The organism is Coprococcus sp. AF19-8AC (genome assembly GCF_003603115.1).
Lineage (GTDB): Bacteria > Bacillota > Clostridia > Lachnospirales > Lachnospiraceae > Coprococcus > Coprococcus aceti.
This window is the reverse complement of record NZ_QTMI01000001.1, coordinates 707737-734290: the sequence shown is the minus strand read 5'-3', so window position 1 is coordinate 734290 and position 26554 is coordinate 707737. Positions and strand designations below refer to the sequence as shown.

Here is a 26554-nt window from a genome sequence, read left to right as displayed (position 1 = left end):
AAATATACGGTCAGGCAGACTCTTAGAATGGTGAACCGGCCTTGTATAGAGGTATTATATTGCCATCAGGGCCATCCATGTACGTCTCCAGTCTGTGAATATGATAATGGAACTGGTTGTGACTGACACCCGCATACGCGCAGAGAGCCTGCATGACGAGCTCCGGCTTGAGGTTGTATTCACTTCCGGTTGACAGCAGCATATATATCTGATCGTCCCTCAGCTCGCAGGTCATGATACCAGGTTTTATATTCTCCTCGCGTTCGCTCTTCTTTGTTTTTTTCAGAATGACGATCTGATCCTGCGACATGAAGGATTCCACACTGTCCAGTATATTATGCCGTTCTTCAGTTCCTGCTTTGTCAAGGAATGAGATGACATAGTCCGATGCTGACACAACTGACATGGAGTTCTTTGCATCATCGGGAAGAAGTACACACTCAGTGACCTTCATCTCATCAACCGATACGGCATTCAATGCGTCGATCATCTCTCTGGATGTTGTAACGGATTCAAATTCTCCGTCAAAGTATTCGCCATCAGAAGTGATTCCCATGGCCAGCGGAGCGGCAAACGAGATGATCTGGTGAGGCGAATATCCCTTGGAATAGCTCACATCCAGACCGGCACGTCTTATCTCCTTCTGGAAATATCTCATAACGTCAAGGTGTCCTATAAATCTGAGGTTACCGAGCTTGGAGTATTTAATTCTTATTTTCAAAACATACACCTCCTCCAAATCTTGCGGCACCACAGCCGGAACACTGCTGTCTGCAGTTAGGGGTTACCTTTTCGTTCTGGGCGTTCTCCCACTCTCTCTCAAGGAACTTTCTTGTGACTCCTATATCAATGAAATCCCATGGAAGTATCTCATCAACACTTCTGTCCCTGTATGTGTAGAAATCTATATCCAGACCGTGCTTTGCCATGGCGTTGTCCCAGTTTTCTTTTTTGAAGAACTCTGTCCATGCGTCAAATATCTGACCGGCCTTATAGACATCATATATTACATCGCAGAGCTTCCTGTCGCCTCGAGCAAGCAGTCCCTCAAGTATGGTGATATCTGCTTCGTGGTACTGGAACTTAAGACTCTTATGGTTCTTCTCTGCGCGGAATCTGTCCTTCACAAAGTATGCACGCTTGACAAATTCCTCAGGCCTTATCATCGGAGCCCACTGGAACGGAGTAAATGGCTTTGGCACAAAATATGATGCCGATGCGGTGACCATGACACGTCCATTTCGTTCTTCTCTTGGGATATTTGCAAAGAAAAGCTCAGTGATCTCCTCCGACAGGTCTGCAATCCCGGCAATATCGTCATATGTCTCAGTAGGAAGGCCCATCATGAAGTACAGCTTCACCTTATCCCAGCCGCCTTTGAAGGCCTTCAGGGCACCATCCATTATGTTCTCCTTTGTGAGACCCTTGTTTATAACATTTCTGAGTCTCTGCGTTCCTGCCTCAGGGGCAAATGTAAGTGAACTCTTCTTCACATCCTGGATCTTGCTCATGACATCCAGAGAAAAGGCGTCTATACGGAGCGATGGCAGAGAGATATTTACATGCTCATTGTCCATCTTCTCGATCAGGCAGTCTGTGAGTTCCGGAAGCTCCTCGTAATCACTCGACGACAGACTGCTGAAGGTTATCTCCTCGTGTCCTGTACTTGCCAGCATTTTCTCAGCATAGCCCTTTAACAGATTGACATCCTTAGGTCTGGTTGGTCTGTATATCATTCCAGCCTGGCAGAATCTGCAGCCTCTTATACATCCGCGCATGATCTCAAGAACAACTCTGTCCTGAGTGAGCTTCATGAATGACACAACAGGCTTCTCAGGGTATGTGACTTTGCTGTGATCCATGACAACCGTCTTGGTTATCGTGGCAGGCACATCTTCAAATCTAGGAGCAAATAAAGCTATCGTGCCATCTTCCTTGTATGTGACTTCATAGAGCTCAGGAACGTATAATCCCGGAATGTTGGACACCTTTATGAGAAATTCTTCCCTGGTCATATCAGAGTGCTTATACACCTTGTAAAGCTCCAGAAGTGCATCATATGATACTTCGCCCTCACCCATATAGAATATGTCAAAGAAGTCTGCTATAGGCTCAGGATTGTATGAGCATGGGCCTCCGCCTATAACAAGTGTGTCTCCCTTTTTTCTGTCTCTTGTACGGAGTGGGATTCCAGCCAGATCAAGCACCTGAAGAATATTGGTGTAACACATCTCGTACTGGAGTGTTATTCCAAGGAAATCAAAATCCTTTATAGGATCCTGGGATTCCAGCGCGAACAGAGGGATGTCATGTTCTCTCATCTCCGCGTCCAGATCAGGCCATGGCGAATAAACTCTTTCACACCATGTGTCCTCTCTCCTGTTGAACATATCGTACAGTATCTGAATTCCGAGATGGGACATACCTATCTCGTATACATCAGGAAAACACATGCAGAAACGCACATCAACCTTGTCCTTGTCCTTCATAACACTGTTGTATTCTCCGCCTATATATCTGGCGGGCTTTTCAACCTTCATCAGTATTTCATCCGGTAAAGCTAATCTTCTCATAAAATAATATCCTTAAATAATTTTCTTGTGATCATATTATCTGATATCTCCAAATGGAAATATTCAATTACAGCAAAAGAGATGCGCACGGAATTTCCGTATTCAGTGCGCATCCTCTATATATCTATATCGTATCAGGAACTGTGATCCTATACCGCATTATCCAATATTAGTTTTTGAAACTATGGATAGGGGCTGGAATACGTCCACCTCTGTTGACAAACTTATCACATGCAAATCTGTTGACAGGCATGATAGGTGCGTATCCGAGAAGTCCGCCAAATTCAGCCTGATCTCCAACTGTCTTACCGATAACAGGGATAAGTCTTACAGCGGTTGTCTTCTGGTTGATCATACCAAGAGCCATCTCATCAGCGATAATTCCTGATATGGTTGCAGGTGATGTATCACCAGGAATTGCTATCATATCAAGACCTACTGAACATACACATGTCATGGCCTCAAGTTTCTCAAGAGTTAATGCTCCTGCGGAAACTGCATCGATCATTCTCTGGTCCTCAGATACAGGGATGAATGCACCGGAGAGTCCTCCGACGTATGATGAAGCCATAACTCCACCCTTCTTAACCTGATCGTTGAGGAGCGCAAGTGCTGCTGTTGTACCAGGAGCTCCGGCGTATTCAAGACCGATCTCCTCGAGAATCTCACCTACACTGTCTCCGACTGCAGGAGTAGGGGCAAGTGACAGGTCAACTATACCAAATGGTACGCCGAGCATCTTGGATGCCTCTTTTGCAACGAGCTGTCCAACTCTGGTTACCTTGAAAGCTGTCTTCTTGATGGTCTCGCAGAGTTCCTCAAAGTTTTCTCCTCTTACCTTCTCAAGGGCTTTCTTTACAACACCAGGGCCGCTGACTCCGACATTGATGACACAGTCTCCCTCGGTAACACCGTGGAATGCACCGGCCATAAATGGGTTGTCATCAGGTGCGTTACAGAATACTACAAGCTTTGCACAACCGATGGAATCTGCTTCCTTGGTGAGCTCGGCAGTGTCTTTGATCATCTCTCCGAGAATCTTGACTGCATCCATATCTATACCGGTTTTGGTTGAACCTACATTTATGGAGCTGCACACCTTTCCTGTGCTTGAGAGTGCTTCAGGAATTGAACGGATAAGAAGCTCATCAGCAGGAGTCATGCCCTTATTTACAAGCGCTGAATATCCTCCGATGAAGTTGACTCCTATGGTGTCTGCAGCCTTGTCAAGAGCCTTTGCGATCTTTACAAAATCTCCGGTGGTCTTACATACGGAACCACCAACCAGTGCTATAGGTGTTACAGAAACTCTCTTGTTGACGATTGGTATACCATATCTTCTTGATATCTCCTGACCTGTTGATACAAGATCCTTGGCATATGTTGTTATCTTGTTATATATCTTTGTACATGTATCATCCACATCTGTACCTACACAATCCAAAAGACTGATTCCCATTGTGATGGTACGAACATCCAGATTCATGTCTGAGATCATCTTATTGGTCTCGATTACTTCATTTATGCTAATCATGTATATCCTCTTTTCTGTCTGTCAGACTGTATATTATTAGATTCTGTGCATTGTCTCAAAGATCTTCTCGTGCTGTACCTTTATCTGTACTCCAATCTCTTCTCCGATCTGTCCGAGCTCTGATGCGATGAGCTCTGTTGATTTGGATGACTCCTGTGTATCAACCACCATCATCATGTTGAAGTACCCTGCAACTATAGTCTGTGATATGTCAAGTATATTGATCTGGTTGTTTGCCAGATATACACATACCTTAGCTGTGATTCCCACGCTGTCCTTACCTACTACAGTTATGATTCTCTTTTTCATTTCATTTATCCTCCTTGTTGATGATGGAGCCTGTACATACAGAACCCATCTTTATTCACTCCTAAAAATCAGCCTATGCCTCTATGGCAGCCATAGGCATGTCTCTTCTGGCTACTGCCAGCCCAAATTCCCTTACATCGTTGGCGTATGAATTGTTTTCAAGCTCCAGCTTGACTGTCTCGTATGCCAACTCTTCAAAATTGTTCTCCTTGCTCAGATGTCCCAGAAGGATACCCTTCACATGGTCATTCAGAAGTCTGTATATGAGCTGCCCTGACAATTCGTTGGACAGATGACCATAGTTGCCAAGGATTCGTCTCTTGAGATAATAAGGATATGGTCCTGCCTCAAGCATTCTGACATCATGATTGGCCTCAACTACCATTATATCTGAGTTGTCAAGCTTATCTACAATATAATCATTATAATTGCCCATATCAGTCGCTATGGACACTTTTTTGCCATCTCCATATAGGCTGTAGCATACCGGATCCGCTGCGTCATGCCAGATGGATGACGGATCAACGGTTATATCCTTTATTAGTATCTTTTCATCAGGACGAATCTCATGAAACAGTCCCTCATCGATACTGCCAAGGGAGGTCATCTTCTTCATCTCAGCTATGGTTCCTGCAGTGGCATATATAGGAACACCGTGCTTTCTTGCCAGAACACCTATGCCCTTCACATGATCTATATGCTCATGCGTTACAAGAACACCATCGAGTTCAGACGGCTTTATTCCCTCATCCTTAAGAGCGTTTTCAACCCTCTTGCAGCTTATGCCTACATCCACAAGAAGATGGGTATCGCTATTGCCGACGTAATAGCAGTTACCGCTGCTACCGCTTGCTATACTTAGTAATTTCATAATCTACTCTTCTGTTGTAATTTATTTGTACCATGTGACTGTGCGGTCCATGGTCTGAGATCCATATGACTGTAATATCTTCTGTCAAAGCCCTCAAGCTCACCGAGATTCACAGCAGTCAGGGTCTCTTTAAACGCATATATTCTATCAATAAAACTCTTATCAATCAAGCACTTATGTGCTCCGTGCAGGGATGTATTTCCTGCAAATTCTGATTTTCCCTGAAAACTGTCCGGAAAAAGTCCAAGGCTTACCGCACTTGATATATTAAGACTGCACCCGAAGCCTCCTGCCAGATATACACGTGATACGTCCTCTGCCGTTATCCCCGCCATATCCATGAGGGATTCTATCCCTGCACATATGGCTGCCTTTGCAAGGAGAAAGCTTCTGATCATATCCATGTCAATTGTCACTCCACCCGCAAGTCTGTAGCCTCCGTCTATATACTGATCAACCAGGACTCCATCGTCATTCACTATGTGTAGCAAATTAAGTCTGTTCAGCAGATCAAAGGCTGTGGTTGGAGCTGCAACACCTCTCCTCAGCATTCCCTCAAATGCCGGACCACATGCACATGAGGTGGCATAACCGATGCCCTGCTTTGCAAGTATGAGTTCTCCGTTTGTTCCGAGATCTGCAAACAACTGATATTTGTCAGACCTGTCAATGTTACAGACGACTGCACCGCACAATGCGTCAGCTCCAACAAATGCGCTGAGATTAGGAAGACATGTGACTTCCGCACTGCAAAATCTATCATCATCAAAGAAATCCTTCCCTGATACTGTTATACTGTCAGGATTCCTGATCTCAAATGGTGCATGCCCGAGATTGTCCAGAAGCAGCCGCTCAAGTATTGCATTCATGGTGGTGTTTCCGGAAATAATTATCCTTGATATATCTGCAGGGGCATCCCCCATTCCGGCCAACTCTGAGGAAATCCTTGTGACTACTGAGCTTCTGAGCTTTGCCAGACCATCTTCTGTGGAGCCTGTTCGGATCCTTGATATGACATCGCTGCCATATTCAATTTGCGGATTCATAAATCCACATCTGTCCGTGACACTTCCATCAGACATATCTATCTGTTCTATGGCGATGGTGGTGGTGCCTAAATCTATAGCTATGCCTATACCACAACCATCGCCATTATATACGTTGTTGGATTCATCAGCACCCTTGTACGAAGCAAGGACTGACATGTTATCCTCACCTATGGTTATCTGTATGTTATCAGTGATAGTGTAGGTACAGCTTTTTACCGTGCCCGCACCTTTTACATCCACCAGACATCTCTGACACCTTCCAAGACCTCCGCAGTTTCCACTGAACACATATCCGGCGCTGCACAGCACCTTGAACAGATTGTCACCGCGTCTGCAGGCGATTATTTTGTTGTCATTTACGGTTAAAGTGAGTTCATCGTTAATCATCGATATCAACTACAATTAATTGTATATTCCCTTTGTCATGACTTCCTTTGGCTTGTAGCCCTTATCAGCAAGTGTGTTGATGATGAGCTGCTTGTGCTCAGGGCCAAATGCCTCCATAGTGATAACAAGCTCAACTGCTGAATTCCTGTTGATGGATACGAACTGGTTGTGCTCAAGCTTGATAACATTTCCCTGGAGATCAGCGATAACCTTTGAAATGTTCATGAGTGCACCCGGCTTGTCAGGAAGAAGTGTTGAAACTGTGAAGATCCTGCTTCTTGCGATAAGTCCGTGCTGTACAAGTGAGGCAAATGTTATCATATCCATATTGCCGCCCGACAGTATGCTTACGACCTTGGCACCCTTTACATCGAGATGCTTAAGTGCTGCCACTGTGAGAAGGCCTGAATTCTCAACAAGAAGCTTGTGGTTCTCAAGCATATCGAGGAATGAAACGATGAGTTCGTTATCCTCTACAGTTATAATATCATCTATGTTCTTCTGTATATATGGGAAAATCTTGCTTCCCGGTGTCTTTACTGCAGTTCCATCTGCAATGGTGTCGACATATGGAAGTGTTGTAACCTTCTTGTTCTTCAGTGATGCCTGCATACAGTTTGCTCCGGCAGGCTCAACACCTATGACCTTGATGTTCGGATTCATCATCTTGGCAAGTGTGGACACACCTGTTGCCAGACCGCCACCTCCGATAGGAACAAGGATATAGTCAACGAAAGGAAGCTCCTTTATGATCTCCATAGCAACCGAGCCCTGTCCTGTGGCAACATCGAGATCATCGAACGGATGAATGAATGTATAACCCTTGTCCTCTGCAAGCTCAAGAGCGTATGCACATGATTCATCATATACGTCTCCATACAGTATAACCTCTGCGCCGTATGCCTTAGTTCTGTTAACCTTGATGAGAGGTGTAGATGAAGGCATAACGATGGTCGCCTTTACTCCATATGCTTTTGCAGCATATGCCACACCCTGGGCATGATTTCCAGCAGAAGCTGTTATCAGTCCCTTCTGTCTCTCTTCATCTGAAAGAGTGCTTATCTTGTAATATGCACCCCTGATCTTGTATGCACCGGTCTTCTGAAGGTTCTCAGGTTTGAAGTATACCTTGTTGCCTGTTATCCCACTGAAATAGTCACTGTATATGAGCTTTGTAGGGAGAACCACCTTATGTACAATGTCGTAGGCCTCCTCAAATTTCGCAAGTGTCAGTTTGTCTGTTGTGTTCTGTTCTGCCATTTGTTAATGTCTCCTTATGTAAAAATCCTTTTGAAAATCATATATGGTTGTGCACAGATATAAGTACATTGACATACATACATATGATCATTATATATGCCGTAGTATTACATGTCATCGCCGATGAGCATATCGATCTCGGATCTGTCCTCGTCAAAATCTGCGAACAATGCGTTGACATATTCCTGAGGGTCAAATCTCTGGAGATCACCGATCTTCTCACCAACTCCGATAAACTTGACCGGTACGTCAAGCTCTGCCTGGATCGCTATCGCAATACCACCCTTGGCAGTTCCGTCAAGCTTGGTGATAACTATACCGTCAAGCTCAGTTACATTGCTGAACTGTCTTGCCTGTTCAAGGGCATTCTGACCTGTTGTTCCGTCCAGAACTATGAGCGCCTCAACATTTGCCTCCGGATAATCCCTTGTGATGATCCTTCTCATCTTTGCAAGCTCGTCCATGAGATTCTTCTTGTTGTGAAGTCTTCCCGCTGTATCAACGAGAAGGATATCCGTATCTCTTGCCTTGGCGGCAGCCACTGCGTCGTATACAACTGCAGCGGGATCAGCGCCCTCATTGTGTGAAATTATATCAACCTGTGCCCTGTCAGCCCAGGTCTTTAACTGATCTATGGCGGCAGCTCTGAATGTATCGGCAGCAGCCATGAGAACCTTCTTGCCTCTCTGGCGGTACTGGGCAGCAAGCTTTCCGATGGTCGTTGTCTTGCCGACACCATTTACCCCGATGACCAGCACAACGGACTTCTTATTCTCGAAGTCGTACGCTGAATCGTCCACAGACATCTGGTTCTTGATTATATTGATCACAAGTTCCTTGCAGGCAGCAGGTTCTTTGATGTGTGAATCCTCAACCTTCTGCTTAAGTCCCTCTATAACCTTCTCAGTCGTCTCATATCCCATATCAGCCATGATAAATGTCTCTTCAAGATTCTCATAGAAATCATCATCTATATGGGATGCACCGAATACATCTGTAAAGCTTTCTACTATATTATCTCTTGTCTTTGCAAGACCTGCCTTAAGTCTCGCAAAAAATCCTTTTTTCTCTTTTTCCTCTGCCATGACATACCTCCTGTTTAATATCTTCTATTGTTATTTATCCAGATCGTTCTCAATAAGGTTGACTGATACGAGGGTAGATACACCCTTCTCCTGCATGGTTATACCGTATAGGATATCAGCAGCCTCCATGGTTCCCTTTCTGTGTGATATAACTATGAACTGCGTATCCTTTGTAAGCCTGTTGAGATACTGTGCAAATCTTCTTACGTTCGAGTCGTCAAGAGCCGCCTCTATCTCGTCCAGCAGACAGAAAGGTGATGGCTTCAGACTCTGAATTGCAAATAACAGTGCTATGGCGGTGAGGGACTTCTCTCCACCTGACAACTGCATCATATTCTGGAGCTTCTTTCCAGGTGGCTGTGCTATGATCCTGATACCTGTTTCAAGAAGATCCTCGGTATCAACCAGCTCAAGTGCACCACGTCCACCACCGAACAGCTCCTTGAATACCTTGTCGAACATGACCTGTATCTCCTTGAACTTCTCGGCAAACTGCTCCTGCATTGATTTTTCAAGCTCCGCAATGATATTTACAAGGTTGGTCTCCGCACTGACTATATCGTCATGCTGTCCCTTGAGAAATTCGTATCTCTCAGAGACTTCCTTGTAGTCATCTATGGCATTGACGTTGACATCTCCAAGGGATTTGATCTTGGCCTTTACTGCAACGATCTCCTTCTTTAGTGCCGGCAGTTCAGGAAGATTATCGTCCTTGAGTTCCTGGGCACTGCTGTATGTAAGCTCATACTCCTCCCACATATAGTTGCTGAGTTCGTCTGCTTTCTCAGTGTTCTTCTCGATTATCGATGTGAGCTTGTATGAGTCCTTCTCGAGTCCTGCAATCTTTTCGGAAAGTTCTTCTCGTCTGGCAAAGAATTCCTTGTGGCTCTGCTGTAATTCCTCTCTCTTGACTGAGAATTCGTTTACCTTGTCCTCGTTGTCAGCGATACTTCCGGTTCTGCTTGCGATATCTGTCTTTATAGCAGCTATCCTGTCTTCCAGCTCTGTGATCTCACTGAATGATGACTCCACGCGGCTTGTAAAGCCCTCAAGTTCTTCCTTGTATTTTTCGATATCCATATTTATTCTTCGGATATTTTCTACAATGAAGTCCTCTTTCTGCTTGACGGAATTAAACTTAATCATAAGCTCAGATACCCTTGCGTTTGCAGCGGTGAGCTTATCCTTGTTCTCCTGTCCCTGTCCCTCAAGTTCTTCCACTCTTGCCTCAGCTTCAAGCCTCATGGCTTCATGCTTTTTGTTGTTGTCGGCAAGAGAATTCTTATTGTTGTTTATCTCCGTTATCTGATTATTGAGCTCTGCTACCTCTTTCTCAATCGAGACAAATACTCTTTCAGATTCGGCAAGCTTTTCTTTGACCTGTTCAATACTCATGGTCAGAGTATTCTTTTTCAGATATGCCTGCTGCAGTTCGGAGTTGTATTTGTCTATATCCTGTCTGAGCTGATCTCTTGAAGTCTTAAGTTGTGCGTCGAGAGCCGCAGCCTTTGACGCTGTTGATTTCAGGTTATCGATCTGCTCCTTGAGTTCATCCAGCTCCCTCTTCCTTCCGAGAAGGTTACTGGAATTCCTGAATGCACCTCCGGTCATTGATCCGCCCGGATTTATCAGTTCTCCCTCTATGGTGACAAGTCTGAGCGACTGATTGTTCTTACGCGCTACCGCCAGGGCATTATCGATATTGTCGACAACTATGATCCTGCCTAAAAGGTTCTTTACCAGCGTGTTGAATTTGGAATCGACCTCAACAAGATCTGATGCAACTCCTATGACTCCTTTTTCCCTGAGCACATCATTTCTGACGGAACCGCGGTCTGTTATGGTGTTAAGCGGAAGAAATGTTGCACGTCCGAGTCTGTTGGTCTTCAGATATGAGATCATTCTCTTGGCAGTGGCATCGTCCTCAGTGACAATGTTCTGTATACTTCCGCCAAGGGCAGTCTCCACAGCGACCTCGTACTTCTGATTTACCGTGATTATGTCCGCAACAACGCCTATTATACCCGGATTCCACTGCTTCTGTTCCATGACTCGTCTGATACTGTTGCCGTATCCGTCGTATCTCTCAGTTATATTTCTGAGAGCCTCCATCTTGGACTCTGTTGCCGAAAGCTTCTCGTTGGTGTTGTGGATCAGCTCACGGTTAGTTTTGTTTCTATTCTGATTCTGGGCAAGCTGATCGGTTGCACTGTCCAATCCCGCGAGAATGACCTTTGCTCCCGCCTCAAGTTCGGCAAGCTGTGATGACAGTGACTCATAGTCCTTCTTGTCCTCGGCATCGTCGCTCTTAAACTGCAGAAGTCTCTGGTTGAGCTGTGTCTTTCTAAAGTTGATATTCTCCAGCATGGCGTCATATCTTCCGACCTTTGCCTGGAGATTACCGCTCTCATGCATATATTCTATGATGTCAGCCTTGCAGCTCTCAATCTCCTGCTGGCAGGCCTCTATGTAGGAGGTCATGTCGGAGCTTTCCTTCTGGGCTGTTTTAAGTGCCTGTTCAACTTCTGAGATAGAGTCATCCAGTTCATCTTTCTGGGATGTGTAATCTGTGAGTTCTTTCTCGCCGGACTCGATCTGACTGTTGATTCGGTCTATCTGATCATGTATGTTCTGATCGTTCATTTTGAGTGTGATTATCTGCTGGTTGATAACATTTATCTCACCTTCAGCACGCTCTTTTGCAAGCCTGTTCTCATGAATCTCGTTTTTAGATGACTCAATTATGGAATTGAGCTGCTCTATAGCAGTCTCTATCTGGTCGTATTCTTCCTTTGTCTGTTCATACGCCTGCTTGCTCTCATCTATATCATCGTTTACGATAGTGAGCCTGTTCTGATCTTCCTCGAGAGCTGTTTTAAGTTTCTCTGTCTCGAGAAGGAATGCATTCACATCGAGTTTTTTTAATTCATTTTTAAATGCCAGGTATTTCCTTGCGGTCTCAGACTGCTCCTTGAGTGGTCCGACCTGTTTTTCAAGCTCCTTGAGAATGTCGTTGACACGGCTGAGATTGTCCCTCTCTGCTTCAAGTGATTTCTCCGCAGCAGCCTTGTTCTTCTTGAACTTTACGATTCCGGCAGCCTCGTCAAAAAGCTCTCGTCTCTCCTCAGGTTTACCATTGAGGATCTTCTCGATCTGGCCCTGTCCGATGATTGAATAACCCTCCTTACCGATACCAGTGTCAAAGAAGAGAGAATATACATCCTTCAGTCTGCTGACAGTACCGTTAATCAGATATTCAGACTCTCCTGATCTGTATACTCGTCTTGCAACTGTGACTTCATTATAATCTATAGGAAGGCTGTGATCGCTGTTGTCAAGAGTTATGGCAACATATGCGGAGCCCTGCGGCTTTCTGAGCTGTGTTCCCGAGAAAATGACATCCTCCATCTTGGAACCACGGAGACTCTTGGCACTCTGTTCACCCAGAACCCATCTCACTGCATCCGCTACATTGCTCTTACCCGAACCATTAGGTCCAACGATACAGGTTATTCCGTGATTGAATTTGAATACTATCTTGTTTGCAAATGACTTGAAGCCATTTACCTCTATACTCTTTAAATACATAAATTAATCCTGCTTTTTTCTTAATTGTAACAATGTTTTGTATGCAGCCATCTGTTCGGAGTTTTTTCTGTTTGAACCCTCACCTCTGGCTGTAGCCTGGCCATCTATCATGGCATCCGATACAAATATCTTGTTATGTTCAGGCCCCTTCTCCTCTATGAGCTCATACTTTAATTCTTTTCCATTCTTCTGGCAGAATTCCTGAAGGGTTGACTTTGCATCGTAGAACAATGATTTTGTCTCAACGTCATCCAGCAGGAACTGATGGACAAACTTCTTGGCGACATCCATTCCGCCATCAAGATACATCGCACCGAGAACGGATTCAAAGAGATCACACAGAATGGATTTCCTTGTTCTTCCGCCTGTCTGGGCTTCACCCTTGCTAAGAAGGACAAATTTGCCATATCCAAGACTCTCGGATATCTGTGAAAGAGTAAATTCGCATACGAGACTTGCCCTCAGCTTTGTGAGTTTTCCCTCCTCATATTCTCTCTTCTTGTGGAAGAGATAGTCACTCACAATATACTCAAGGATGGCATCCCCGAGAAACTCAAGTCTCTCATATGACTCAGTTTTATTAACCTTAAGCTCATTTGCAAATGACGTGTGTGTCAGAGCCGTTATCAGAAGTCTTATATCCTTGAATTCGTATCCTATTCTTTTTTCAAGCTCACCATAATCCTTCTTCATTATGCCTGCTCCTCACTCAGCTTATCAGCTATCTTGGCATTTACACCGGTCTCGCTGAAACTGATACACTGGAATATTGCACTTTTAACTTCTTCGTTATGTGAATTGCCGTGGATTTTGACAACAAGACCCTTGAGACCGAGGAGCGGTGCGCCACCCTTAGTCTTGGCATTAAATCTCTCCTTGAGCTCGCCGAGTGAACCTTTTATCAGTGCGCCTCCGATCTTGGATTTGAATGAGGACATGACCGCCTTCTTTATCTCTCCAAGAAGCATTTTTGCAAGCCCCTCATAAAGCTTTAATATTACATTTCCCACAAATGCTTCACAGACAATTACATCTGCAGCACCGTTTGGTATCTCACGAGCCTCTATACTTCCGATAAAGTTGATATCCTTACATTCCTTAAGAAGCGGGTATGTCTCCTTTACGAGAGCGTTGCCCTTCTCTTCCTCGTCGCCGATATTCACAATGGCTACTCTAGGTTTTTTGATCTTCTCTATGTTCTCCATATATACAGTGCCCATCTTAGCAAACTGAACAAGATGCTCAGGTCTTGCATCAACATTCGCACCACAGTCTATGAGCAGGGAGTATCCTTTTGTTGTTGGGATGAGAGGCGCAAGTGGTGATCTCTTAACACCTTTAGATCTTCCAACTATTAGCTGACCTCCTGCAAGTATGGCTCCTGAGCTTCCCGCAGATATTATCGCATCTGCATCACCGCTTTTCACCATATTCATTCCAACTGTAAGTGATGAGTCTTTCTTGCTTCTGATTGCCTGAACAGGTGCATCGTGACATGTGATCTCCTCAGTACAGTTCTTTATCTCTATCTTGGAGGTGTCATATGTGTATTTTGCAAGCTCACCCTTTATGACAGCCTCTTTTCCAGTGAGAATTATATGAGCCTTTGCCCCTTCGTTCACAGCTTCTACAGCACCTCTTATGATCCACTCCGGTGCATAATCTCCGCCCATAGCATCTACTACAATTCTTGTATCGCCCATATCAAAACTCTCCTATCTTACGTGTATTATGGGATATCCCACCATATAATTATTTTTAGGTGCAAACGCACAAGGTCATTATATATTTCTGAATTGTCAAAGTCAAATATTTCAGTACAAATATACAAACCGCTATGTATATATGTGCACGAAAAAAGACCTTCCTTATTATAAAAATAAGAAAGGTCTTGTTTATTCTACTACTCAAATACCGAGTGAGAACTGGAAATTACTCAGCAACTGAGATAATCTCTTTCTTGTTGTATGAACCGCAGTTCTTACAAACTCTGTGTGGAACCATTAACTCGCCACACTTGCTGCACTTAACTAATGCTGGTGCAGACATCTTCCAGTTAGCTCTTCTCTTATCTCTTCTAGCCTTTGAGCTCTTATTCTTTGGACAAATTGACATTATTCACACCTCCTCAATTCTTTAAGATGTCATTAAAAACTGATAATCTCGGATCAGGAACAAAATCATCACAGTTACATGTACCATGATTCAGATTCGTTCCACACACCTTACAGAGTCCCTTGCAGTCATCCCTGCACAGAATCTGTATTGGAACTAAACCCATCAGTTCCTTTTTCAACAGTGCGTCCATATCGATATTACAGTCTTCAAAATAGCTTAACTCATCTATCTCATCTACCTTATCAGAATCCAAAACGGAAGTATCAATAACTGTGTCGATATCTATATGGAAAGTTCTCTCAAACTCCTCCAGACATCTGTCACACACAAGCTCCATGACAACATCAGTGCTTCCGGTAACCTTGACTCTGTTCTTGCCGTCATTCGACAGATTCAGTTGAAAATCATCTGCCTGTCCAATCCGGTAGTCCATTCCCTTAAACTGGAAATTATCAAAGTCTACATGTACTTCAACGCTTTTAGTCAATCCCTCAGTGGATAAAATCTCAGATAAATCAATTAACATAATATCTCCTAAAAATCGCACATCTGCTATTATACATATACAGATATTTATTGTCAACAAAATATTGCAAAATTTTTATACAATTCCGTCAACTGAATCCTGTCGTTATACAGAAGACTTATTTTGTAACAAGCTCTACAGTCTCTCTTGCAATGGCAAGCTCTTCGTTTGTAGGAACTACCCATACCTGAACCTTTGAAGCGTCAGTGGAGATCTTCTGCTCTTCGCCGCGGATCTCGTTCTTAGTCTCATCTATATCGATACCCATGAATGAAAGATCCATTGTTGAAACTCTTCTTACATATGGATTGTTCTCTCCGATTCCTGCCGTAAACGCTATCGCATCAAGACCTCCCATTGCGGCTGCATATGCTCCAATATATTTCTTGACACTGTAGCAGAATACATCGAGAGCAAGACGGCATCTGTCATTGCCTTCCTTCATGCCGGCGTCAAGATCTCTGAAATCACTTGATACGCCTGAAAGTCCTGATACACCTGACTTCTTATTAAGAATAGTTGTTATCTCCTCAACGCTCTTGCCCTCTTTGCCGGCAATGAACTCAAGAATCGCAGGATCTATATCACCGCTTCTTGTTCCCATAGGAAGACCTGCAAGAGGTGTGAGTCCCATGGAAGTGTCCACTGACTTACCGCCGTCAACCGCAGTGATACTTGATCCGTTTCCAAGGTGACATACGATAAGCTTGGTATCTTTGATATCTTTGCCTATGAGCTCTGCCAGTCTCTTGGATACAAAGCTGTGGCTTGTTCCGTGGAAACCGTATCTTCTTATCTTATAATTCTCGTAATATTCGTAAGGTATTGCATATGTATATGCTTTATCAGGCATGGTCTGGTGGAATGCTGTATCAAATACCGCAACCATAGGAACACCCGGCATATGTGCCTGACATGCTCTGATTCCAATGAGGTTGGCAGGGTTGTGAAGTGGTGCAAGATCATTACACTCTTCTATGGCCGCCATTACTTCGTCTGTTATAACTACTGAATTCGCAAACTTCTCACCGCCGTGAACTATTCTGTGTCCAACAGCGTCGATCTCTGACAGTGAAGCGATAGCTCCCTTATCTGTATCAAGAAGAGCGTCAAGAACAAATTTTACAGCAGCATTGTGATCCGGCATAGCGGCATCCACTGTATACTTATCTTTACCCATGGTCTGATGTGTGAGCTTTCCGTCGATACCGATCCTCTCACACAGTCCTTTTGCTATAACAGCCTCTGTATCAGAATCAATAAGCTGATACTTCAGTGATGAACTACCACAATTAATTACAAGAACCTTCATTTCAATCCTCCTGCACAACTTATGTGTAAATAAATCATCTTTAAAAATTATCTTTTACTATCTCTCTTTTGGAGTTACCTTCATTCTGCCGTCCTCCTGAGCCTGAGCCTGGATAGCTGTTATGGCAACAACTCCAACTATATCGTCTGCAACACAGCCTCTTGACAGGTCGTTTACAGGCTTTGCAATACCCTGTGTAACAGGACCATATGCATCAGCCTTTGCGAGTCTCTGTACAAGCTTGTATCCGATGTTCGCTGCATCAAGATCAGGGAACACAAGAACATTCGCATGTCCTGCAACCTTGCTTCCAGGTGCCTTTGATGCTGCAACCTCAGGAACGAGTGCTGCATCTGACTGAAGCTCACCATCACACAGAAGGTCAGGGAACTCAGCGTTAACGATCTCTGTAGCTTCAATAACCTTGTCAACGTCAGGATGCTTTGCGCTTCCCTTTGTTGAATGTGACAGCATAGCCACAACAGGTGTCTCATCAACCAGAAGTTCAAATGACTTCGCTGACTGCTCTGCGATATCTGCAAGCTCTGACGCTGACGGGCTCTGATTGAGTCCTGCATCTGCAAATACAAATGTTCCGTTGGCACCATACTGACAATCTGGAACTACAACCAGGAAGAATGCTGATACGATTCTTGTTCCCGGAGCAGTCTTCAGTGTCTGAAGTGCTGCACGGAGCACATCTGCTGATGCGTTGATCGCACCGGCAACCATACCGTCTGCATCATCCTGCTTAACCATCATACATCCAAAATATAATGGGTTTGTTAAAAGCAGTTCCTTGGCTCTTGCCTCGGTCATGCCCTTCTTTCTTCTCATCTCTACAAAAGCATCCACGTATTCATCAAATTTCTCATAATTCTTAGGGTCAACAAATGATGCTCCGCTGAGATCGATATCACCAGCTCTGCTCATGATATCTTCCTTGTCTCCAACCAGGATAATGTTCGCAATGCCCTCTGCCAATACCTTGCCGGCTGCCTCGATTGTTCTCATGTCTGATGTCTCAGGCAGTACGATCGTTTTCTTATTCTGTTTGGCTTTTTCTTTTAACTGATCAATAAACTTCATGTTTATTTCCCCCTTTGAAATAATGAAAACACACATAGTTAAAGTTTAACTCATTGCCCCATTATTCTCAATAGAAATAGCCAAAAAAATTGTCTTTTTATCCGTACAATCCGTGATAATAACTAAAAAAATCTAACACTCAATTCCCATCGCCAGCTTAAGCTGGTTTCTCAATTTTTCTAAATTGCCTGAATTGTCTATCTTTTTTGAACAATTTTCCTCATAATAGCTGTCAGGCTCCTGCGAAGCGATGACTTTTCTTGCTTTTTCATCGGTAAACCCGCGATAAGCGCACAAACGTTCAATTCGTTTTGAAACGTCTGCATAGACATACCACATCTCATCGCAGATGTCCAAATACCCATCCTGGATAAGCAGTGCAGCTTCAAGAACGTATAGTCTGCATCCTGACTTTTTCTGCTCCTCCATGGATTCAAGAATGGCCTTTTTTACATTTGGGTGGGTTATGGAATTGAGGATATCGAGCTGCTTCTGATCGCTGAAAACGACCGCTGAAAGTTTTGCTCTGTCGATCCTGCTGTCTTCATCAAGAATATCTCTTCCAAAGTGTTCCACTATGTCATTGTATGATATCTGTCCCGGTTCCATGAGTCTGTGAGCCAGGGCATCGGCCTCCATAATGAATGCTCCGTAGTCTCGCTGCATTATATCAAGCACAGCGGTTTTTCCAGAACCGATACCACCAGTTATTCCTATGATTTTCATATTATTTTGCCTCATACCAGTTATTTCCTGATGCAACGCCCACCTCAAGAGGTACGGTCATATCTGCGGCATGCATCATCTCATCAACGAGAAGCTTCTTCACTATGTCCACTTCATCCTCGGCAGCCTCTATAAGAAGCTCATCGTGTATCTGCAGGATAAGCTGTGACTTCAGTCCGAGCTCCTTGAGCTTCATGTTAACTCTCACCATGGCGATCTTGATTATGTCCGCAGCGGTTCCCTGTATAGGCGAATTCATGGCAACCCTCTCGCCAAAACTCCTCTGCATAAAGTTGGATGACTTCAGCTCAGGGATAGGCCTGATCCTTCCGAACATGGTCGTCACATAGCCTTTTTCCTTTGCGTGGGCTACCTGTTCATCCAAATACGCTTTTATACTCTTATAGGTGTCGTAATACTTTGCAATGAAATCTGAAGCCTCCTTTCTAGATATACCCAAATCCTCACTCAGACCAAATGCGCTGATTCCGTACACGATTCCGAAGTTGACAGCCTTTGCATGCCGTCTCTGAAGAGATGTAACCTCATCGATAGGAACCTCAAACACTTCGGATGCGGTTGTGGCGTGTATGTCCACGTTGTTAAGGAAAGCGTTCTTCATAACCTCATCTCCCGACAGATGGGCAAGTACACGGAGCTCTACCTGTGAGTAATCGGCATCTACAAATATATATCCCTCCTTAGGGATAAATGCCTTTCTGATAAGTCTTCCGAGTTCCAGCTTCATAGGTATATTCTGAAGGTTAGGCTCTGTTGAGCTTATTCTTCCGGTTGCCGTGATAGTCTGGTTAAAGGTTCCGTGAATACGTCCGTCATCCGATATATAGTTCACAAGTCCCACTGCGTATGTGGAATTGAGTTTTGTGAGCTGTCTGTATTCCAGAATATCTCCGATGATAGGATGTTCGTTTTTGACCTTTTCAAGTACATCCACACTTGTTGAGTAGCCCGTCTTGGTCTTTTTGCCGCCCGGTATGCCCATATCTTCAAAAAGGATAGGTCCAAGCTGCTTCGGAGAATTGATATTGAACTCTTTTCCTGCGTAACCGATTATCGAATCGTGAAGCTCCTGAATCCTCTTCTCAAGCTTTTTGCTGTATTCCTCAAGCTCTGCCTTATCGACTCTTATTCCGCGTTTTTCCATGTCGTATAAGGTGTAAACAGTAGGGAGCTCAACCTTATTGTACAATTCAAGCATGCCTTCTTTGGCAAGCTTATCCATGACGATATCCTTTGCAAGGAGCGGAACGACCGCCTTGTACGAAAATACTTCAAGGAAATTATCACTTATAAATGTAAATATATTCAATTCATCTTTGCCGATGAGTTCCTTCTCAGAAGGAAGTATGTTGCCAAGATATTCCTTTGCGACATCATCATAATCGTATGAATCCTCCATCGGATTGAGGAGATATGCTGCCACTCCTATATCAAGTACATTTGTATCACATTCATGAAAATCTACATATTTCAGCGCGCTCTTAAGATCCTCCATGCATATGATGATTCCGGCATTCTTCAGATCGTATATGAATTTGACTGCCTCATCAGGATCTATACCCGATGAACAGTTTATCACATACACATTCTTTGAATCACAGGCAATGGCTATGCCGAACATCATGTCATCACTGTGGGCAACGTATACACCGACAGCTTCTGATTTCTTTGCAGCATCCTCAATATAAGCAAAGTCGGCTGTAGAATTTACCACTGTTATATCCGGTTTCAGTTCACTTACGGTCTGCTTGTTGTCAAACTTCTTTAAGAGACTCTTGAATTCCAGCCTTTTGAAAATGTTGTATGAACTGTCATTAAACGCGTTCTCATATGTGGTATCCTCAAGCTTGAAATCCAGTTCACAGTCAAGCTTGATCGCTGCAAGCTCCCTGGACATTATTGCCTGTTCTGAGAACTCCGCAAGATTTTTCTGGGCTTTAGGAGGTTTGATCTCGTCTATATGTTCAAGAGCTCCGGCCACAGATCCCCACTGCTGAATGATCTTGGATGCGGTCTTCTCGCCTATTCCGGGAACCCCTGGGATGTTATCTGACGTATCTCCCATAAGTCCCTTCATATCTATAAACTGGACTGGTGTAACTCCGTAGAGATCCTTCACATCATCTGCGTAATAGTTCTCTATCGTGGTTCCACCTGCTTTTGTCTTCGGAATACGGACGAGGATATTGTCTGTTGCAAGCTGCAGAAGATCCCTGTCACCCGATACTATCACGACTTTGTATCCGGCAGAATCTGCAACTCTTGACAATGTTCCTATAATGTCATCAGCCTCATACCCACCCTTCTCAACTATGGTGACGTTCATCGCTGTCAAGACTTCTTTTATGAGTGGTACCTGCTCCCGCAGTTCATCCGGCATAGGCTTTCTTGTGCCCTTATACTCTTTGTACACAAGATGTCTGAATGTAGGCTGTTTAACGTCAAATGCCACGCATACATTTGTCGGATTCTCTTCGTCGATTATCCTGAATATAATATTAAGAAAACCGAGGACAGCATTCGTGTGAAGTCCCTCATAGTTGGTGAGATCCGGAAGCCCGTAAAAAGCTCTGTTAAGTATGCTGTGTCCATCTATTATCAATATCTTTTTACCTCTATCTGGCATGAAAACCTCCTCTTATTTACCGCTCGCCATAGAGTATTCTGACTATTCGATACCCTTATGATTTGCATTATATTTTTTGATATTCTGCATAAATTCCGTACTTTCATCCCTGACTTTGTTTTGTTCTTCGTAATATCTGTCGATATCACTGAGATCATAGCGGGAATCGTCCAAAAGTCTTGAGCCAAAGAATTCAGCATAATAGTATTCAGGTTGCTCACTGAGTTTGGAATTCTGTTCATAGTTGTAGACCTTGTCAAGAGCACCGCTGTACAGCCATATAAGTCCGGCAACAACGGCTGCAATTCCGACCAGTATCGTAGAATTTGCTATTCTCTTTACCGTGGTAAGTCTGTTCATCTCTTCCTCAAGATGCTTATCCAGGGCATTCTTAAAATCTGTAGATATGTTATCAGACTCGTCCAGTTGTTTCATACCAACTATAAGCGTGTAATAGATATCCAGCTCTTCATAGCAGTTTTTGCATGATCTGACATGCTTAATAAACTCTCTGAGTTCATCGTCAGGGAGTTTATTCTCAATAAACGCCATTATCTTTGACTGTGCTTCCAAACAATTCATATGATCCACCTAGTTAATCTCAAATGATCCATCATCCTGTGTGTTTTCAATCTTTCTTATGACCAGATAATACGGTTCACCCTTCTCTGGAACGACCTGGACTCTGTCGCCAACCTTGTGTCCCATGATCGCCCTGCCTATAGGTGATACGTTGCTCACCCTTCCGTCAAGCACATCAGCACGAACGCTTGTGACAACTCTGTATGTTTCCTCCTCGTCGTCATCCTCAAAATAAACGGTTACCGTGTTATCAATTCCAACCTCATCGTCTGCTGAAGTATCATCTATTATATCTGCAGTCCTGACAAGCCTGTCCAGATATCTGATCCTTCGCTCATTGGCATTCTTGTCTTTCTTTGCTGCATAATATTCGAAATTCTCACTGAGATCCCCCTGAGCTCTGGCCTCCTTTACGGCTTCAAGCTTCTCCTTCCTGACTACACATTTTCTATATTCGATCTCCTGTTCCATCTTTTCGATGTCTTTTTTTGTAAGCTGCTTACCCATATCGATACGCCTCCAAATCTAACGCAATACTTTATATATACTATCACAAAATCCATTCAAAGTAAAATGAGGTGTTGCTGCACTGGTTATCATGGCGGCTGCCTGTATCCAGTGCGGATACGGCCCTCATAAAAAATACCCGGCAACCACTGCATGCAGTAATTACCGGGTAAAGTGTATACGTTTAAATATATAACCAGAAATTAGTTGTTGATAAGCTTGTCTGACTCGTTGTTCCAGCTATAAAGTGCTCTGATCTGCTCTCCAACCTTCTCTGATGGATGCTCTGAAGCAAGCTTTCTCATAGCCTTGAAGTGAACCTGACGTCCTGCTGGTGACATGTCAAGTAGGAACTCCTTAGCAAATGAACCATCCTGGATGTCCTTAAGGATCTGCTTCATAGCCTTCTTTGTCTCTGCTGTAACGATCTTAGGACCTGTTATATAGTCACCGTACTCTGCTGTGTTAGAGATTGAATATCTCATTCCAGCGAATCCTGACTGGTAGATAAGGTCTACGATAAGCTTCATCTCATGGATACACTCGAAGTATGCGTTTCTTGGATCATAACCAGCCTCGCAAAGAGTCTCGAAACCAGCCTGCATAAGTGCACAAACACCACCACAAAGGACTGCCTGCTCACCGAAGAGGTCTGTCTCTGTCTCTGTTCTGAATGTTGTCTCAAGAACGCCGGCTCTTGCTCCACCGATTGCAAGTGCATATGCAAGTGCAAGGTCAAGTGCCTTACCTGTAGCATCCTGCTCTACAGCAACAAGACAAGGTGTACCCTTTCCTGCCTGGTACTCTGAACGTACTGTGTGTCCAGGTGCCTTTGGAGCGATCATTGTTACGTCAACATCCTTTGGTGGCTTGATACAACCGAAGTGAATGTTGAAACCATGAGCGAACATAAGCATGTTACCTGGCTCAAGGTTTGGCTCGATATCCTTCTTGTACATATCTGCCTGTAACTCATCGTTGATAAGAATCATAATTATATCAGCCTGCTTTGCAGCCTCAGCGGCTGTGTATACCTTAAATCCCTGTGCCTCAGCCTTAGCCCATGACTTGCTTCCCTCGTAAAGACCGATGATGACATTGCATCCTGACTCCTTAGCATTGAGGGCATGTGCATGACCCTGACTACCATATCCTATGATTGCGATTGTCTTTCCATCAAGTAATGAAAGATTGCAATCCTGCTGATAATAAATCTTTGCTTCTGCCATTTCTTTAATCCTCCTAAATATGTATAAAATGACTTATATATTAACTACCACTTGGATAATTAAAAACGTATTAACCTCTGATGAGACCTGTGAGACCTGTGCGTACAAGCTCAACTATCTCATGTCCATCGAGCAGTCTGAGGAACGCCTCACACTTGGTTGTTGTTCCCGTAAGTTCTATAATAACCGAATCTTTTGAAACGTCAACTATATTTGCTCTGAAAATATCTGCAACCGAGATAATGTCTTTTCTCTCAGATGGATTTGCCTTGACCTTGACAAGTACAAGCTCTCTGCACACAGACTTGCCCGGCTCAAGTTCTACGATATCTACTACATCCTCAAGTTTGTTGAGCTGCTTTTTAATCTGGATGAGACTGGCTTCATCGCCGCTAACTGCAACAGTCATTCTGGAATAAGCGGGATTCTCAGTCTCTCCTACTGTCACACTGTCAATGTTATAACCTCTTCTACTGAACAGTCCTGACACTCTGCTCAAAACTCCCGATGTGTTGTCAACAAGCAGTGACAAAACAATATTACCCATCTATATGTACCACCTTTCAACTCGTCTCTTTAAAATGTACTAAATTATTATAGTTATAAACCACTTTAATGTCAATTTATAACGTGAATTTTGTAATTATTTTTATCTGTTATTTCTGATAATTTTTGTTGTGTATTTACAAATACCCCAAAACTTATAGTGAGATATCCGGATTTTTCCAAATATTTACTCTATGCCCAAAAGATTCTTGACTACAACCACGCAGTTTGCCGCATCCTCGGAATATCCATCCGCACCGATCTCCTCGGCGTAGCTCTCGGTTATAACTGCACCGCCTATAACAACTTTACTGTCCAGGCCATTCTCCTTCACAGCTTCAACAACATCCTTCATCTTGACCATGGTGGTTGTCATGAGGGCTGACAGTCCGATTATGCTGGCGTTATTATCCTTTGCCGCTTGTATTATCACATCACAAGGAACATCCTTGCCGAGATCTATAACATTAAATCCATAGTTTCTGAGCATAAGAACCACGAGGTTCTTACCTATATCATGTATATCGCCCTCAACTGTCGCCACGACTATGGTAGGCATATCAGAGCTGTCCTTGTCCTTCAGAACAAGTGGACTTATAACACCTATCGCCATCTCCATGGTCTCAGCACTTGATATGAGCTGTGGCAGGAAATATTTTTTCTTCTCGAAGAGTCGTCCAACCTCATTTATCGCACCTATCAGATCGTTATCTATGATGGACTGGGGATCAGCTCCGCTGTCAAGCACAGCATGTACATCGTCAAGTATGGTTCTCTTATTTCCTTTGAGAACATCTATATAAATCTGACTTTTTCCTTCCAGATCAGATCCTGCTTTGCCGCCGGATGCACCCGCTCCCGGTGAGGCAAGCTCAAGAGGTTTGACATTCTCAATATAACGGACATCGCTCTCCTCCTTGAAAAGCAGCATATCAGAAGCAAATGCAGCATTCATAAGCATGGTCTGGGAAGGATTTGCTATAGCCATCGTAAGTCCACGAGAAATAGCCATGGTGAGGAATGCTGTATTTACAAACATTCTCTCAGGGAGTCCAAATGAAATGTTGGACAGACCACAGATGGTTGCAAGTCCGTTGTTATAACAGTAGTTTATGGTTTTCAGGCAGTTGATGGCAGCGTCCTTCTGGGCACCGACCGTTGCAACAAGTCCGTCCACAACCACATCATTCTTCGTAAATCCCATCTCATACGCAGTGCCAAGCACCGTGTTGATTATGTCCTCCTTCTCCTGTGGACTCTCCGGAAGCCCCTTATCCGACAGAGGAAGAAGAATAAACATAGCTCCGTACTTCTTTACAAGAGGCAGTATCTCTTCCATCTTCACCTTCTCAAGGGATACTGAATTGACAAGCGCACGTCCCGGATAGATACGAAGTGCCGCTTCAAGTACCTCTGGTGAGCTGGAATCAAGGCATAACGGAAGGTTTACAGCCTGCGATACCTGATATACTACCTTAAGCATCATATCTCTCTCATCGATACCATTCATACCGACATTGATATCAAGTATTGAAGCGCCTTTATCTACCTGCTCTTCGGCCATATTCATGACAAGCTCAAGAGATCCCTCCCTGAGTTCAGCCTGAAGCTTCTTCTTTCCAGTCGGGTTGATTCTCTCTCCAACAACCTTAAACGGAGCATCCAGATCTATTATGAGAGATGAACGCTCAGATGATATACATCTGACATGCTCTGAACTTATCTCAGGAACAGGCATCTTGGAAGCCATATCAGCAAGAGCCTTTATGTGTTCAGGTCTCGTACCGCAACAGCCACCAACCATTCCAGCCCCGGCCTCGATTATCATCTTCATATCTTCAGCAAATTCCTCAGGGGTCATCCGATATACGCTTTTATCATTTACAAGCTCCGGCATTCCGGCGTTCGGCTTTGCAAATACAGGGATAAATGCGATGCTCTTCATCTGTCCAACAAGCTCGACCATCTTATCAGGGCCTGTGGAACAGTTTACACCTATAGCTGCCACTCCAAGATTCTGAAGAACATTTACTGCTGTCACAGGATCGGTTCCATACAGGGTACGTCCATCCTCGTTGAATGTAAGGCTGGCGATTATAGGGAGATCTGACACTTCATTTGCCGCAATAACCGCAGCTCTGGTCTCAGCGAGGCTCATCATGGTCTCGACCACAAGCAGGTCACAACCACTCTCGTCTATGACCTTTATCTGTTCCTTATACACGTCGACCAGCTCTTCAAACTTCAGTTTTCCCATAGGATAGAGCATCTCGCCGGTCATGGTGATATCGCCCGCCACAAGGCCATGGCCTGCAGCCTTGACCGCTTCCTTAGACAATTTTACAAGTCTTCTGTTCATGTCCTCAAGGTCATCGGCAAGCCCATACTCGTTGAGTTTTATCCTGTTACATGTAAAGGTTGGAGCATACAGAATATCTGTGCCGGCGTTCAGATATGCAACCTGGAGGTCAAACATTATCTGTGGATGTTCAAGTATCCATTTCTCGGGGCACACGCCAAGAGGCATGCCTGCATTCATAAGATTTGTTCCTGTGGCTCCATCAAGTATAAGTATCTTATCATCAAACAGTTTTCTGAAATCTGTCTTTTTCATGT

At 44.0% G+C, this 26554-nt stretch carries 22 protein-coding genes; all 22 read right to left on the bottom strand.

Going from position 1 to position 26554, the window contains the following annotated elements; translation table 11 throughout:
- Positions 1-22: 22 nt before the first annotated feature.
- Positions 23-730: a TIGR03936 family radical SAM-associated protein gene (locus tag DWX57_RS03260; RefSeq protein WP_242859136.1), complete on the bottom strand. Its 708-nt coding sequence runs from the start codon at positions 728-730 to the stop codon at positions 23-25.
- A complete protein-coding gene (locus DWX57_RS03255) occupies positions 705-2573 on the bottom strand; it encodes a TIGR03960 family B12-binding radical SAM protein (RefSeq protein ID WP_120123027.1) in 1869 nt (622 codons plus the stop codon). The genes DWX57_RS03260 and DWX57_RS03255 overlap by 26 nt, the downstream gene beginning before the upstream one ends.
- A 169-nt stretch (positions 2574-2742) precedes the next feature.
- Positions 2743-4107 carry a PFL family protein gene (locus DWX57_RS03250; RefSeq protein WP_022216453.1) on the bottom strand — a complete coding sequence of 455 codons (1365 nt, stop codon included), beginning with the start codon at positions 4105-4107 and terminating at the stop codon, positions 2743-2745.
- 36 nt (positions 4108-4143) lie between these two features.
- Positions 4144-4416, bottom strand: a complete 273-nt coding sequence (locus tag DWX57_RS03245) for an ACT domain-containing protein (protein WP_015534945.1) — start codon at positions 4414-4416, stop codon at positions 4144-4146.
- A 73-nt stretch (positions 4417-4489) separates the two neighbouring features.
- A complete protein-coding gene (locus DWX57_RS03240) occupies positions 4490-5287 on the bottom strand; it encodes an MBL fold metallo-hydrolase (protein WP_015534947.1) in 798 nt (265 codons plus the stop codon).
- Positions 5284-6723, bottom strand: a complete 1440-nt coding sequence (locus DWX57_RS03235) for an ASKHA domain-containing protein (protein ID WP_120123147.1) — start codon at positions 6721-6723, stop codon at positions 5284-5286. Before DWX57_RS03235 ends, DWX57_RS03240 begins: the two co-directional genes overlap by 4 nt.
- 15 nt (positions 6724-6738) lie before the next feature.
- Positions 6739-7983, bottom strand: coding sequence for a threonine ammonia-lyase (gene ilvA, locus DWX57_RS03230; protein WP_119999599.1), 1245 nt, complete (start codon positions 7981-7983; stop codon positions 6739-6741).
- Positions 7984-8090: 107 nt separating this feature from the next.
- Positions 8091-9068 carry a signal recognition particle-docking protein FtsY gene (gene ftsY, locus DWX57_RS03225; protein WP_022216450.1) on the bottom strand — a complete coding sequence of 326 codons (978 nt, stop codon included), beginning with the start codon at positions 9066-9068 and terminating at the stop codon, positions 8091-8093.
- Positions 9069-9098: 30 nt separating this feature from the next.
- Positions 9099-12656, bottom strand: coding sequence for a chromosome segregation protein SMC (gene smc, locus DWX57_RS03220; protein WP_118757751.1), 3558 nt, complete (start codon positions 12654-12656; stop codon positions 9099-9101).
- Between the two features lie 3 nt (positions 12657-12659).
- Positions 12660-13349 (bottom strand): ribonuclease III, encoded by a 690-nt coding sequence (gene rnc / locus DWX57_RS03215; protein ID WP_117548951.1) that lies wholly within the window; start codon positions 13347-13349, stop codon positions 12660-12662.
- On the bottom strand, positions 13349-14359 hold the full coding sequence (gene plsX, locus DWX57_RS03210; protein WP_118649149.1) for a phosphate acyltransferase PlsX: 1011 nt from the start codon (positions 14357-14359) through the stop codon (positions 13349-13351). The genes rnc and plsX overlap by 1 nt, the downstream gene beginning before the upstream one ends.
- Before the next feature lie 229 nt (positions 14360-14588).
- On the bottom strand, positions 14589-14771 hold the full coding sequence (gene rpmF, locus DWX57_RS03205) for a 50S ribosomal protein L32 (protein ID WP_004850916.1): 183 nt from the start codon (positions 14769-14771) through the stop codon (positions 14589-14591).
- Positions 14772-14784: 13 nt separating this feature from the next.
- Positions 14785-15300 (bottom strand): YceD family protein, encoded by a 516-nt coding sequence (locus DWX57_RS03200; protein ID WP_117548949.1) that lies wholly within the window; start codon positions 15298-15300, stop codon positions 14785-14787.
- A gap of 118 nt (positions 15301-15418) precedes the next feature.
- A complete protein-coding gene (locus DWX57_RS03195; protein WP_118016537.1) occupies positions 15419-16612 on the bottom strand; it encodes an acetate/propionate family kinase in 1194 nt (397 codons plus the stop codon).
- Positions 16613-16669: 57 nt separating this feature from the next.
- On the bottom strand, positions 16670-17701 hold the full coding sequence (gene pta / locus DWX57_RS03190) for a phosphate acetyltransferase (RefSeq protein ID WP_055222666.1): 1032 nt from the start codon (positions 17699-17701) through the stop codon (positions 16670-16672).
- A 132-nt stretch (positions 17702-17833) separates the two neighbouring features.
- A complete protein-coding gene (coaE, locus tag DWX57_RS03185) occupies positions 17834-18427 on the bottom strand; it encodes a dephospho-CoA kinase (RefSeq protein WP_117548947.1) in 594 nt (197 codons plus the stop codon).
- Between the two features lies 1 nt (position 18428).
- Positions 18429-21074 (bottom strand): DNA polymerase I, encoded by a 2646-nt coding sequence (gene polA / locus DWX57_RS03180; protein ID WP_120123026.1) that lies wholly within the window; start codon positions 21072-21074, stop codon positions 18429-18431.
- 42 nt (positions 21075-21116) lie between these two features.
- Positions 21117-21656, bottom strand: coding sequence for an anti-sigma factor family protein (locus DWX57_RS03175; protein WP_022216444.1), 540 nt, complete (start codon positions 21654-21656; stop codon positions 21117-21119).
- A gap of 9 nt (positions 21657-21665) precedes the next feature.
- Positions 21666-22163, bottom strand: a complete 498-nt coding sequence (gene greA, locus DWX57_RS03170) for a transcription elongation factor GreA (protein ID WP_015534956.1) — start codon at positions 22161-22163, stop codon at positions 21666-21668.
- Positions 22164-22366: 203 nt separating this feature from the next.
- Complete coding sequence (gene ilvC / locus DWX57_RS03165; protein ID WP_015534957.1) at positions 22367-23392, bottom strand: ketol-acid reductoisomerase; 1026 nt, start codon at positions 23390-23392, stop codon at positions 22367-22369.
- Positions 23393-23462: 70 nt separating this feature from the next.
- Positions 23463-23939: an acetolactate synthase small subunit gene (ilvN, locus tag DWX57_RS03160; protein ID WP_015534958.1), complete on the bottom strand. Its 477-nt coding sequence runs from the start codon at positions 23937-23939 to the stop codon at positions 23463-23465.
- Positions 23940-24125: 186 nt separating this feature from the next.
- The gene (locus DWX57_RS03155) at positions 24126-26552 is read right to left on the bottom strand and encodes a homocysteine S-methyltransferase family protein (RefSeq protein WP_120123025.1); all 2427 of its coding nucleotides are present in this window, start codon (positions 26550-26552) and stop codon (positions 24126-24128) included.
- Between the last annotated feature and the right edge of the window lie 2 nt (positions 26553-26554).